Source organism: Thermus caldilimi, from assembly GCF_004684245.1.
In the GTDB taxonomy this organism is placed as follows: Bacteria; Deinococcota; Deinococci; order Deinococcales; family Thermaceae; genus Thermus; species Thermus caldilimi.
Genome location: NZ_CP038452.1, coordinates 210437 through 222831 on the forward strand (window position 1 = coordinate 210437; position 12395 = coordinate 222831).

The following is a 12395-nucleotide window of genomic DNA, read 5'->3' on the forward strand; positions in this document are numbered from 1 at the left end:
TCACCTCGAGGCCAGAAGGCCGTAGTAGGCCTTCAGGTAGGCGTGCTTGGCCTGCTCCCAGGAGAGCCCCGCCTGCTTCAGGGCAAGCTCCTGCTGGAGCAGGGAAAGGCGGCTGGTGAGCCCGGCTTGGAAGCGCTTCTCCTCGGCCCGGTAGCGTTCCTGGGCCGCCCGGTAGGCCTCCTCTGCCGCCTTTACCCCTTGCAGGAGGGGGGATAGCTGGCGGTACCTGGTCTCCAGGCCAAGCCTCAGGGAGCGCTCCAGGTTGTCCAGGTTGGTTTCCAAGGTTTGCATCTGGTCCTCGAGGGCCTCCATCTCTTTCCTTGGGACAAAGCTTTCGTCCATGAGGCCCCGCTGGAAGCGGAGAAGGGCCAGGGACTGCTTCAGCTGAAGGAGGTCGGCGTGCTCCTGAAGAAGGGTTTCCACCACCCCCTCCCCGGGGAGGGCTGGGAGCTCCTTGACGCTTTCTGGCTTCCAAGGGCCCACCAGGTTGGCCAAGGCGCCCAGGGCGCTATCGCGGCCCCTCTGCGCCAGCTCCAGGTTCTTCCGGGCTTCCAAAAGCCGGTTTTGCGCCTCGAGGAGGTCCAGGCTGGTGGCCCCGCCTCCCTTGAGGCGGATCTCCGTGGCCCTGAGCCCCAGCTCGGCCACCTCCAGGGCCTTTGCCGCCAGATCCACCTGCAAAAGGGCTTCATAGGCCTGGGTGTAGGCGGCGACGATGTCGCTTTCTGCCTGGGCCAGGGCCCTTTTAAGCCGGGCCTCGGCCAGGTCCCTGGCCTGGCGGGCCTGCAGCTCGGCCAAGGCCGTGCGCAAGGGGTCCTGGAGGGTGCGGGCTAGCTCTTTCTGCTTGGTTTCGTAGTCCAAACGGGCCGTGACCACTGCCGCCACCTCCGGTGCCTTTTTCAAGGCCTCGGGGAGGGGCTGGGCCAGGCCGCAAGCCAGGAGTACGAGTAAGGCTAGAGCGCTTTTCCTCATGGGATTACCTCCGGTAGGAGTTCGCCGTAGAACTGGTAAAGCTCCATCCACTTGTTTCTGAGATCGCTTTCCGCTTGAGCTAGGGCCAGCTCTGCTTGGAGAAGGGAAAGCTCCGCCTGCAAGAGGGCCAGGGGGCTTTCTAGGCCCAGCTCCAGGCGCCTTTTCGTTTCCGCCAAGGCCCTTTCCTGGGCCTCGCGGCGGAGACGGGCCAGATCAAGGGCCATACTTAGGGCCACAAGGGCGTTCTTCAGGGTCTCCTCCTGGAGCCTGGCTTGCATCTCGGCGGCCTTGAGGGCCTCTTCCGCCCCCCGCACCTGGGCCTCGGCGGCCTCCAAGGCGGCGAAGAGCCCCGGGGAAAGGGTTAGGGAGAGGGAGAGCCGCATCTCCTCCAAGGTGCGGTAGCTGCCCCCACCGGGCAGGACGGTGGGCCCTTGTGCGGGGTCCTGCCGGGTGTAGGCCAAGGTGGGCTGCAGGGTCCGGCTGGAGAGGCTTAGGGCTAGGGTGTCGTTCCCGCTGGGATAGCGGAGGTAGCTGGCCTTGACCTCGGGGAGAAGGGTGCGAAGGGCGCTCATGTGGGCGATCTGGGCCTCCAGGAGCCCTAGGCGGGCCTCCTCCAGGGAAAGGGGCGTGGTGCCCCGGGGTGGGGGGATCTCGGGAAGGGGTTGGGTGAGGTCCACCAGCCCCTCCGCTCCCTTCCTGGCCAGTTCCCCGTTTTTCTGGGCCTCCAGGAGGCGGTTTTCTGCTTCCTTCAGGGCAAGCTCCGCCTCCCGGAGCTCCTTGGGGTTGGCCTGGCGTTTCCGGGCCGCCTCCAGGGCTGCCCGGGCCAGTTCTGCTCCCTTTTGCGCCAGCTTTTCCCCCAAGAGGGCCAGCTGGTAACGCCCGTACGCGGCCACCGCTTGGGCTTGCAGGGCGGTGAGGGTCCTGCGGTAGCCCAGCTCGGCCCTGCGGTGGGCGATCCGGGCCCGTTCCACGCTGTCCTGCACTTCCCCAAAGGGGAAGGGGGTCAGGACCAGGGCCAGGGTGAGGCTTCCCCCCGTGGCGGGCAGGCCTTGGCAGAGGGAAGGAGGAGTGCACTCGTATCCCAGGCGGGCGTAGTTCCCCTGCACATTGAGGGCCAAGGGGGAGGTCTGGGCCTCGAGGGCCTTGGCGGCAGCCTGCAAAAGGGCCTTTGCCTGCTGGGCCAGGGGGTGGTCCTTGAGGGGGCTTAGCGCTTCCTGGGCCAGGGTGGGGAGGAGGAAGAGGAGAAGGGCAAGGGTTCTAGCCATCCTCCACCTCCGTGAGCTTGCGCAAGAGGTCCCGAAACAGGAGAAGTTCCCTTGGGGTGAGCCGGGCCAGGTACTGGCCATAGGCCCTAAGCCAGCCTTCTTGTAGGCGCTGCTGCACCGCTTCTCCCTGGGGGGTGAGGCGCAAAAGCACCCTTCGGCGGTCCTCAGGGTCGGGGTGGCGCTCGAGGAGGCCGGCTTCCTCCAAGGAGGCCAGAAGGTGAGACACCTGGGAAGGGAGGATTTCCAGATGCTCCGCTAAACGGGAGGGGAGCTGGACCCCTTCCCGCACCAGGCGCAGCACCTCCGCCTGCAGGGGGGAGAGGCCCTCGCGGGCGAAGGCCTCCTTGGCCCGGGCCAGGAGGAGGCGCATGAGGGCGTAGCCTAGGCGGGAAAGCTCTTCCACCAGGGGTAGGGGAGGACCGTTCATACTATTCAACTATATAGGAGCGTGAAATAAAGAAGCGGGGGCCGGGCCACACTCCCCCATGGTGTACAATGCGAAAAGGCGATATGGACACACCTCCCAGTCGGTGGCTCTTCTTCTTGCCCTTCGGTTCCCTAGCCCTGGCCCAAGCCCAAGCTCCAACCCCCGGGGACGTTTTTCTTTTGGTCCTCCTCCTGGGGCTTTCCGCCTTCTTCTCCGCCAGCGAGACCGCCTTCACCACCCTCTACCCCTGGAAGGTGCGGGAGCTGGCGCAAGCGCAAGGGGGTCCTTTCCGCCTCCTGGCCCAGGACATCACCCGTTTCCTCACCACCATCCTGGTGGGCAACAACTTGGTGAACATCGCCGCCACCGCCCTGGTCACGGACCTTTCCACCCGGGCCTTCGGCTCGGCGGGGGTGGGCTTGGCCACGGGGCTCATGACCTTTCTCATCCTGTTCTTCGGGGAGATCACCCCCAAGTCCATCGCCGTGCACCATGCGGAGGTCCTAGCTCGGGTGGGGGCCTGGCCCATCTACATCCTCTCTGTCCTTCTTTACCCTGTGGGTCGGTTCTTCAGCCTGGTTTCCTCCCTTCTGCTCAAGGGGCTGGGCCTCGAGCCCCGGGGTACTCCCCTGGTGTCCGAGCAGGAGCTCAAGCTCATCCTGGCGGGGGCGGAGGAGTCCGGCACCATCGAGGCCCAGGAGGAGGAGATGATCCACTCCATCCTGGAGCTGGAGGAGACCCCGGTGCGGGAGATCATGACCCCCCGGGTGGAGATGGTGGCCATCGAGGCGGAGGCCAGCCTAGAGGACTTCCTCCACCTCTTCCGGGAGCACCGCTACAGCCGGGTTCCCGTCTACAAGGAGAGCGTGGACCACATCGTGGGGGTAGCCTACGCCAAGGACCTGTTGGACTACTACTGCGAGGAGGACCTGAAAGGGCGCACCGTGGCCTCCATCGCCCACCCCCCCTACTTCGTCCCCGAGAACATGGACGCCTGGTCCCTTTTACGAGAGCTGCGCCGGCGGAAGGTGCACATGGCCATCGTGGTGGACGAGTTTGGGGGCACCGCGGGCCTGGTCACCTTAGAGGACGTGATGGAGGAGATCGTGGGGGAGATCTACGACGAGACCGACGAGCCGGAAGATCTGGCCATCCGTAGGCTTCCCGACGGCTCCTTCTCCATTCAGGCCCAGACCCCCGTGGACGAGGTTTCCGAGGCCCTAGGGGTGGAGCTTCCTGAGGGGGAGTACGACACCCTTTCCGGTTTCCTCTACGAGCAGTTCGGCCGCATCCCCGGCGTGGGGGAGAGCGTGGAGTGGCAGGGGTTCCGCTTTGTGGTGGAAAGCGCCGACCAGCGCCGCATCGAGCGGGTGCGGGTGGAAAGGCTGGTGGAGCATGGAGAGGGTTAGGGCCATCCTTAAGGCCCACGTGGAGCGGGCCTACGCTCTTTACTCCGGCTTTCCCGTGGTGGCCCTGGTGGAGGCGGAGGGGGAAAGCTTCCTTGGGGTCAATGTGGAAAATGCCTCCTTTCCCCTTTCCCAGTGTGCGGAGCGCAATGCGGTGGCGGCCATGGTCCTGGCGGGAAAGAGGCGGATAGACCGGGTGCACATCTATAGCCCCAAGGGCCCTATTCCCCCTTGCGGGGGGTGCCGCCAGGTGCTCCTTGAGTTCGGTACCCCCGGGACCGAGGTGGTCATGCACGGGCCCGAGGGGTACGTGGTGAAGACCCTGGGGGAGCTCTTGCCCTGGGGTTTTAGGCTCTAGAGGTTCAGGACCAGGGTTTGGCGGAAGAAGCCGGGGACCTCGAGGGTAAGCTCCAGCCTTCCCGAACCCCGCTCCAGCCCGGGCCGGAAGCCCACCACCTGAAGCCTCCCTTCCCCCCGGGCGGGCAGGTCGGCCTCGACCCGGAAGCTCTGGCCCAGGAGGACAAGCCTCCCTTCCACCCGAAGGGGGAGGGGATTGGGGTTTTCCAAAAAGAAGTTCACCCCTGCCCGGCGCACCCTTGGGGGCTCTAAGGGTAGGGCCACCCGGGCGCGGAAAAAGGTCAGCTCCCGCCCCAGGGTGCGGCCTTCCAGCGCCACCTCCACCCCCTGCGGAGAGAGAAGGGCTTGGGCGGTGTTCAGGGCGTCTTGCGGGGTAAGCCGCACGAGGAGGGTTTCTTCCCTCCGGCCTGGGGAGAGGGTGAGGTCCAGGGGCAAGAGGATCTCCCCCACCCGGAGCCTGGTGCCGAAGGCGGAAAGGGGCAGGGGGAAGGGGTTGGGGTTTTGGAACTCCACCCGCAGGCTCAGGAGGAGGGCCGGGCTTGGGGAAAGCTCCAGGCCGCGCAGTTCCGCCCCCAAGAAGCGGGCCTCGGGGGCGAGGGTCTGGGGGGCGCAGGCCCCCAGGGCCAGAAGGACCAGGAGGAGAGCGGTTCTGAAGGACGCCTTCATAGGATCCACCCTTCTTCTTTCAGGCTTTCTAGCTTCGGCAAAAAGGCTGGCCAAAAGGGGCTTTCCTCAGGGTAAGGCGGCCGGGGGTAGCCTGCGGGCAAGCCCAGGTGGCGCAGGGCCTGTTTCAGCAGGGGCACCCCGCCCTTGGCGAGGAGGTCCCCCAAGGGGAAAAGGCGTTTCTGCAGGACCTGGGCCTCCGCAAGCCGTCCCGATCGGAAAGCGTCCAGCAGGGTCCGGTAGGCCCGGGGGGCCAGGTTGGCTGCCGCCAGGATGCCTCCTTCGGCTCCCAGGGCCAAGGCCCCCAGGAAGGTGGGGGCGTGGCCGGTAAAGACCCGGAAGTCATCCCTCAGATGGGCTTGGTAAAAGGCCAGGCGGGAAAGGTCACCGCTGGAGTCCTTGATTCCCGTGATCCGGGGATGTTGGGCCAGGGTTGCCACCGCGGAAAGGGGCAGGTCGACCTTGGTGTTCTGGGGCACGTGGTAGAGGAAGATGGGCATCCTTTCCGCCAGGGCTTGGTAGTAGGCCACAAGCCCCTCGCCGAGGCTTGCGTGGTAGTAGCGGGGAGGCGTGGCCAGAAGGGCCATGGCGCCTGCTTCCTGGGCCTCGAGGAGGGCCCCTTCCGCTTGGGGCAGGGTTTCCTCCATGAGGCCCACCAGGAAAGGCTTCCGGGGTTTTAGGGCCCAAAGCCCCCTGGCCCGTTCCTCAGGGGTCAGGTGAACGCCTTCCCCGTTGGAGCCGTAGATGAGAAGCCCGTCCACTAGGGGTTCTAGGGCTTCCGCCAGTTCTCGAAAGGCCTCCGTGTCCAGGTGGCCTTTCCGGTCGAAGGGAGTGGGGATGGGTGGAAGGATCATACGGGCCTCCTCAGGCTCAAGACTAACACCAGGAGGTGGAACCCATAGGCCAGGATCAGGAGGGTGGGTTTCTGGCTCTCCAGGAAGGCAAGGAGCCCATAGGCGGCCAGGAGGAGGAGGACAAGGCCCAGGCCCGAGGAGAAGCCCAGGCTTCCCGGTACCAAGAGGCGTACCCCCAGGGCCCAGGAGGGAGGAACCGGGGTCCTGCGCCGGGGCAGGAGGAAGGTGAGGAGGTGGTAGAGGAGAAGGAGCCAGAAGCCAGCGAAGGCCCAGGGCTTCACCCCTTCCGGAAGGGAGGTGCCTAGGCGCAGGAACTCCCGGAAGGGGTCCTCCTGGAGGCGCTCTAGCTCCACCTGGAGGAGGGCCAGGTAAAGGGTGCGCAGGCTGGGACCTGGCTCCCTAGCCCCCCAGGGATCCTGCCCCAGTTGGAGGGCGGTGCGGATGGGTCCCTCGAGGGGAGCCTTACGGTAGGCTTGGGCCAAGGCGGCTTCGTCTCCCCTAAGGGCCAGGGCGAAGGGTAAAGTGGCTTCCCGCAGGAGGCCTTGGGCCTCCTTGGGGGCTTCCGAAAGGAGGGCGTAGCCCAGAAGGGCCTTGACCTCGGGAGTGGGGGGCAGGGTGCGGAGCCAGTCCTGGGCTTTTTGCGTACGGAGGGTGCCTTGGTCCAAGGGGGGGGCGAAAAGCTCCTTTCGCACCTGGGCGTCCAGTCCCTGAAGAAGGAAGCCCAGGCTGAGGGCTAGGAAGAGGGCCAGGGCCAACACCCGTTCCCCCAGGCTGGCGTAGGCCAGGTGAAGGTGCCGAAGGCGCAGGAGGGGGTGCTTCCAGAATCCCCCCAGGTAACCGCCGAGGGGCTTGAGGTCCTTGAGCTGGGCGGGCAGGTAGAAGAGGAAAAGGTAGAGCATGAGGGCCAGGTACCCTATGCCTAGGGTCCCAAGGGCTGGGGGGAGTAGGGTGAGCTGCGGAGGGAGCCAGGTTCTTAGGATCTTTTCTGATTCTTGGAAGGTCAGGGCCTGGGCGGGATGGCCCTGGGCCTCCAAGTACGTGGCGGTTTCCCTAAAGAAGGCCAAAGAGCCGGGGAAAAGAGGGGTGTATCGGAGAAGGGTCCTGGCCAAAAGGAGGGCCTTTTCGGGATCCCTCTTCTGGAGGGAGCGGGAGGCTTCCGCCATGCGGGCCACCCCCGGTTGGTCGAAGAAGAGTTCCGGCCTATGGCCCCGGGCCAGGAGGTCCTGGCCGTAGGCCTCCAGGTCCTCCGGGGTGAGGGTGGCGGGGTCCAGGGTCCAGTAGGCATAGTAGGGCCAGGGCTTCGGCGGACTGAGGGCTTCCAGGAGGGAGCCCAGGACCTTTAGGTCCTCCGCCTTGCCTTCAAAGGGTACCCGGGGGAAGGGGATAGGCAAGACCCAATCCCCCTCGAGGAGGGCTTCGGGGCCTGGCCTGAGGGCCAGGATGCGGGCCGGGGCAAAGTGGAAGGAAAAGGTTTTCTCCTTCGCGCTGGTTTCCACCACCAAAAGCCCCTGGGCCACGTACACCTTATCCCCTTGGACCAAAGGCCCCAGCCAATCCCCCGGGGGTAAGGGCAAGAGGCCCCATGGGAGCTTGAGCCCTTCCCGGGTTAGCTCAGAGGTGGCGGGAGCCAGGGCGGTGAAGCGGGCTTCCAAGGCACCGGCGGGCAGGGAAAGGCGGATGCGGTACTCCCCAGGGGCCTTGGGGTGCAACTCCAGCTGGAACCTTCCCTTCTGGGCCTCCACCTCCAAGGTTTCCTGTCCCTCGGGACCCTCCAGCACCAGGGGAAAGCGCCCCTCGGGCAGCTCCCGCCCCTCCAGGACCACGGGCCTCCCCGCCTGGACCTCCTTCGGGACCACCAGGCTTTGGCCTAAAACCGGGAGCCCCAGGGCCAAGAGGAAGCCGATGACCCGGGTCAGGAACGCGTGCATGGGGTTATTCTACAGGCATGGGTCTACTGGACATGATCGGCCCGGTGATGGTGGGGCCTTCCTCCAGCCACACCGCCGGGGCCTGCCGCCTGGCCCTTCTGGCCCGCCACCTCCTTGGGGAAAAGCCCCGGCGGGTGGAGTTTGGCCTGCACGGCTCCTTCGCCAAGACGGGAAAGGGCCACGGCACCCACCTGGCCCTGGTGGCGGGGGTTTTGGGCTTTACCCCCGACGACGAGCGGCTTAAGGAAAGCCTTTCCCTGGCGGAGAAAGAAGGCCTCGAGGTGGCCTTTAAGGCGGTGGAGCTAGGGGATGTGCACCCCAACACCGTGCGCATGGTCCTGGAGGGGGAGAAGGAGCGCATCACCGTGACGGGAAGCTCCCTGGGAGGCGGATTGGTGCGCATCTTTGACCTGGATGGCTTCGAGGTGCGCATCACCGGAGCCGCCCCCACCCTGGTGATCCGCAACGTGGATACCCCGGGGGTGGTGGCCCGGGTGGCCCGCATCCTGGCCGATGACGAGGTGAACATCGCCTATCTCACGGTGAGCCGCAAGAAGCGGGGTGGGGAGGCCATGATGAGCCTGGAGGTGGACCGTCCCCTTCCCGAGGTCCCCTTGAGGTACCTGGAGCACCTCTCCTACATCCTCTGGGTGCGGCAGATCCCCCCGGTCATGGACTAAGGGTTGTCCTAACGGGCAAAAGGGGACAGGCCGCGGGGGTACTTAGAGTGCCCTGGCGGAGGGGAGTTCCAGGCGCAGGCACGCCCCGCCCAAGGGGCTTTGGCAGCTTGCCAGCTTCCCCCCATGGGCCTCCGCCACCCGCTTGGCGGTGTAGAGGCCAAGCCCTGCGCTTCCCCGGTTCGGGCCTCCTTGGCGGAAGGGCTGGGCCAGGGCCTCCAGAGGCAGGGGAAGCCCTTCCCCGTCGTCCTCCACCTGCAAGGCTCCTTCCTCCACCCGGATGCGCACCTGGGTTTTGGCGTGCCGCAGGGCGTTGTCCAGAAGGTTGGCTAGGGCTCTTTCCAAAAGGAGCCGCTCTCCCCGGGCGAGACCCGCTCCCTCTACCGCGAGGCCCAGCCCCCGCCTTTTGGCCTCCTCCCGGTAGCGAAGCAGAAGATCCTCGGCCAGGGCCCTGAGATTCAGGGTTTCCCGTTGGGGAGTGCGGGCCTCCAGGCGGGAGAGGGCCAGGAGGTTTTCCACGAGAAGATGGGCCTGGGAGAGCTCCCGCCTCAAGGCCAGAAGGAGCTCCACCCGTTTCTCCCGTCCCAGGTGATCCGCCCTTTCCAGGTACTCCAGGGTCCGGATGGCGGAAAGCAGGGGGGTTTTCAGGTCGTGGGCCAGGGCCCCGTAGAAGGCTTCCCGGGCCTCCATGAGGCGCTGGAGGCGTTGAAGAAGTTCCCCGAAGCGGGCGCGGAGCAGGGCGATCTCCAGGGGGGGAGGCTCCTTGGGGGCGGGTAGTCTGAGCTCGTTCACCGGGCCCTCCTTGACGGAGAGGTAGGCCAGGGCGCGGGTGAGCTCCTCGAGGGGCCTGAGGAGGCTTCGGGCCAGGAAATACCCCACCGCCCCGGAAACCACGGCGATGAGAAGAAGCCAAAGCACCAAGGGCAGCCAGGGACCCTCCCCCATGAGGCCCAGGGTGAGGGCCAGGACCAGGTTGGGCAGAAAAGCCAGAAGGGCGATAACCAGGGCGAGCCTTGCCCTAAGACTCATCCCGCCCCGCCGAGAGCACCGCCAGGAAGGCCTCCTGGGGCACCTCCACCTTGCCGATGGCCTTGAGCCGCTTCTTCCCCTCCTTTTGCTTTTCCAGAAGCTTCTTCTTCCGGGTCACGTCCCCGCCGTAGCACTTGGCCAGCACATCCTTGCGCAGGGCCTTCACCGTGGCCCGGGCGATGATCTTACCCCCGATGGCCGCCTGGATGGGCACCTCGAAAAGCTGCCTGGGGATGACCTCGGCCAACTTGTCCACGATGGCCCGGGCCATGGCGTAGGCCTTGTCCCGGTGGGCGATGAAGGTGAGGGCGTCCACCGGCTCCCCGTGCACCAACACGTTCACCTTGACCAGGTCCCCGGGTTGGTACCCGATCTGCTCGTAGTCCATGGAGGCGTAGCCCCGGGAGAGGCTTTTCAGGCGGTCGTGGAAATCGTAAAGGATCTCGGCGAAGGGCACCTCGTAGACCAGCTCCACCCGCTTGGTTTCCCCGGGAAGGTAGGTCATGTTCACCAGGCGGCCCCGTTTTTCCTGGATGAGTTGCATGATGGCCCCCACGTACTCCTCGGGGGTAAATACGGTGAGTTTCACGTAAGGCTCGAGGATCTCTTCGATCTTTGTGGGGTCGGGGAGGTCGGCGGGGTTTAGCACCTCTACCTCCTCCCCGTTTTTCAGGCGCACCTTGTAGACCACGCTGGGGGCGGTGGCGATGAGCTCCAGGCCGAACTCCCTCTCCAAGCGCTCCTGGACGATTTCCGCATGGAGAAGTCCCAGGAAGCCGCAGCGGAAACCGAAGCCCAAGGCGGTGGAGGTTTCCGGCTCGAAGGTGAGGGCGGCGTCGTTGAGCTTGAGCTTTTCCAGAGCGTCCCGGAGCTTGCCATAGTCCCCGGACTCCACCGGGTAGAGGCCGGCGAAGACCACGGGTTTGGCGGGGCGGAAGCCGGGGTAGGGGGCGTCGGTGAGCCTGTGGGCGTGGGTGATGGTATCCCCCACCTGCACGTCGTGGATGTCCCGGATGGCGGCCACCAGCCAGCCCACCTCCCCGGCGGTAAGCTCCTTCACGGGGATGAGCCCCTGGGGGGTGAAGATCCCCACCTTGTCCACGGTGAACTCCTTGCCGGTGGAGTAGATGCGGATCCGGTCCCCTGGGCGCACCCGGCCCTCAAAGAGGCGGAGGTAGGGGATGACCCCCTGGTAGGCGTCGTAGAGGGAGTCGAAGATGAGGGCCTTAAGGGGAGCTTCCGGGTTGCCCTTGGGGGGTGGGATGCGCTTTACGATGGCCTCGAGGATCTCCTCCACGCCTTCCCCCGTCTTCCCCGAGGCGAAGATGGCCTCGTCGGCGGGAAGGCCCAGCACCTCCTCCACCTCGAGGGCCACCTCCAGGGGCCTGGCGTTGGGAAGGTCGATCTTGTTGATGACGGGGATCATCACATGGCCGTGTTCCAGAGCCATGTAGAACTTGGCCAGGGTTTCCGCCTCCACTCCTTGGCTGGCGTCCACCACCAGAAGGACACCTTCCACCGCCGCCAAGGCCCGGGAGACCTCGTAGGTGAAGTCCACGTGGCCCGGGGTGTCGATCAGGTTGAAGATATAGGTTTCCCCGTCCCTGGCCCGGTACTCCACCCGCACGGCGCTGGCCTTGATGGTGATGCCCCGTTCGCGCTCCAGTTCCAGGGAGTCCAGAAACTGCTCCCGCATCTCCCGTTCGCTCACCGCATGGGTTAGCTGCAGGATTCGGTCAGCCAGGGTGGACTTCCCGTGGTCCACATGGGCGATGATGGAGAAGTTGCGGATGCGCTTGTCATCCATCCTTCTCATCGTCCAGGGTGGAGGGGGCAAAGTCAAGCTGTCCTCCCGGTGGTTGGGGGATATTGGGTAGAATGCGGCATGTCCCCTGAGATCTGGCCGGGGCTGATCCGCCTTTACTGGCGCCTGGCCCTGATCCCTTTGGTGTGGATCCCGGTGGTGGTGCTTTATGGGGGCCAGGTGATGTACGCTGCCACCCTCCTTTACTGGTTGAGCCTTCCCGTGGCCTACATCCTGGGCAGGGTCACGGGCATGGGGCGCCTGGCCGTGGCCCTGCACCTAGGGGTGGCCCTATTCACCGCCCTCATGAGCCTGGTAGCCCCACCGGAGGCGGTGGTCACGGGGCTTTCCGGGGAGGATTGGCGGCTTGGGGTCATGGCCTTCTTCACCGTGGGCGCCTACGCCTTTGCCGCCTTTGCCGGCTGGCCTGGGCTTTGGCTGGCCTTGGCCTATGTCCTCCTCGCCCCTTGGCCCCAGGAGGAAACCCGCTTCCTGGTGGCGGCGGGGGGGCTTTTGGCCAGCATAGCGGGCCTCAGCGTGGCGGCCATGATCCATCGACTTCAGGCTTTGCAAAGCCTCATCCAGAGCGAGGCCCTCACCGACCCCCTCACAGGCCTGGCCAACCGCCGCTCTTTGGAGCGGGACTTTCCCCGGCTCCAGGCCCTGGCGGCCCGGGAAGGGCTTTCCCTGGTCCTTTCCCTCTGGGATCTGGACGATCTCAAGGCGGTCAACGACCGGGAGGGGCATAAGGCGGGGGATGCCCATCTGGTCCGCTTCGCCAGGGTCCTGCGGGAGGAGGCCCGTGAGGGGGATGCCCTTTACCGGGTGGGCGGGGACGAGTTCGTGGGCCTGCACCTGGGCTTAAGGGATGGAGCCTCCCTGGAGGCGCGGGTCCATGCCCGTTTCCCCTCGGTTTCCGTGGGCTTCAGCCAGGTGGAGGGAAAGGAGCTTGTGCAGGCTCTCGAGGCGGCCGATGGGCTCATGTACCGGAAGAAGGGGAGATGAGAACCCTTGCC

General features: G+C 65.9%; 12 protein-coding genes. 4 read left to right on the forward strand and 8 right to left on the reverse strand.

Annotated elements, in window-relative coordinates:
* Genes EBI04_RS01025 through EBI04_RS01035 form a run of 3 tightly spaced genes read right to left on the reverse strand, consistent with a single transcriptional unit; the run spans position 1 to position 2661 of the window.
* A complete protein-coding gene (locus EBI04_RS01025) occupies positions 1-969 on the reverse strand; it encodes a TolC family protein (protein ID WP_135255666.1) in 969 nt (322 codons plus the stop codon).
* On the reverse strand, positions 966-2234 hold the full coding sequence (locus EBI04_RS01030) for a TolC family protein (protein WP_135255667.1): 1269 nt from the start codon (positions 2232-2234) through the stop codon (positions 966-968). The genes EBI04_RS01025 and EBI04_RS01030 overlap by 4 nt, the downstream gene beginning before the upstream one ends.
* On the reverse strand, positions 2227-2661 hold the full coding sequence (locus EBI04_RS01035) for a MarR family winged helix-turn-helix transcriptional regulator (RefSeq protein WP_135255668.1): 435 nt from the start codon (positions 2659-2661) through the stop codon (positions 2227-2229). The genes EBI04_RS01030 and EBI04_RS01035 overlap by 8 nt, the downstream gene beginning before the upstream one ends.
* An 83-nt stretch (positions 2662-2744) precedes the next feature.
* On the opposite strand from EBI04_RS01035, the gene EBI04_RS01040 reads away from it, so the two are divergent.
* Positions 2745-4070 (forward strand): hemolysin family protein, encoded by a 1326-nt coding sequence (locus tag EBI04_RS01040; protein ID WP_135255669.1) that lies wholly within the window; start codon positions 2745-2747, stop codon positions 4068-4070.
* Positions 4057-4425: a cytidine deaminase gene (gene cdd, locus EBI04_RS01045; protein ID WP_135255670.1), complete on the forward strand. Its 369-nt coding sequence runs from the start codon at positions 4057-4059 to the stop codon at positions 4423-4425. Before EBI04_RS01040 ends, cdd begins: the two co-directional genes overlap by 14 nt.
* Here cdd and EBI04_RS01050 read toward each other — a convergent pair.
* From EBI04_RS01050 to EBI04_RS01060, 3 genes are read right to left on the reverse strand one after another with little or no spacing between them, the layout of a single operon-like run.
* On the reverse strand, positions 4422-5090 hold the full coding sequence (locus EBI04_RS01050) for an LEA/WHy family protein (RefSeq protein WP_135255671.1): 669 nt from the start codon (positions 5088-5090) through the stop codon (positions 4422-4424). The two genes, cdd and EBI04_RS01050, sit on opposite strands and share 4 nt — an antisense overlap.
* Entirely contained in the window at positions 5087-5941 is an 855-nt protein-coding gene (locus EBI04_RS01055; protein WP_135255672.1) for a dihydrodipicolinate synthase family protein, read from the reverse strand. Before EBI04_RS01055 ends, EBI04_RS01050 begins: the two co-directional genes overlap by 4 nt.
* Positions 5938-7869: a hypothetical protein gene (locus tag EBI04_RS01060; RefSeq protein ID WP_135255673.1), complete on the reverse strand. Its 1932-nt coding sequence runs from the start codon at positions 7867-7869 to the stop codon at positions 5938-5940. Before EBI04_RS01060 ends, EBI04_RS01055 begins: the two co-directional genes overlap by 4 nt.
* A 17-nt stretch (positions 7870-7886) precedes the next feature.
* On the opposite strand from EBI04_RS01060, the gene sdaAB reads away from it, so the two are divergent.
* The gene (sdaAB, locus tag EBI04_RS01065) at positions 7887-8549 is read left to right on the forward strand and encodes an L-serine ammonia-lyase, iron-sulfur-dependent subunit beta (RefSeq protein WP_135255674.1); all 663 of its coding nucleotides are present in this window, start codon (positions 7887-7889) and stop codon (positions 8547-8549) included.
* Between the two features lie 42 nt (positions 8550-8591).
* On the opposite strand, the gene EBI04_RS01070 is transcribed toward sdaAB, so the two are convergent.
* Together EBI04_RS01070 and lepA are read right to left on the reverse strand one after the other, a co-directional pair.
* Entirely contained in the window at positions 8592-9575 is a 984-nt protein-coding gene (locus EBI04_RS01070) for a sensor histidine kinase (RefSeq protein ID WP_135255675.1), read from the reverse strand.
* Positions 9565-11391, reverse strand: coding sequence for a translation elongation factor 4 (lepA, locus tag EBI04_RS01075; RefSeq protein ID WP_135255676.1), 1827 nt, complete (start codon positions 11389-11391; stop codon positions 9565-9567). Before lepA ends, EBI04_RS01070 begins: the two co-directional genes overlap by 11 nt.
* Before the next feature lie 69 nt (positions 11392-11460).
* On the opposite strand from lepA, the gene EBI04_RS01080 reads away from it, so the two are divergent.
* Positions 11461-12384 carry a GGDEF domain-containing protein gene (locus EBI04_RS01080; protein ID WP_167481851.1) on the forward strand — a complete coding sequence of 308 codons (924 nt, stop codon included), beginning with the start codon at positions 11461-11463 and terminating at the stop codon, positions 12382-12384.
* The last annotated feature ends 11 nt before the right edge of the window (positions 12385-12395 follow it).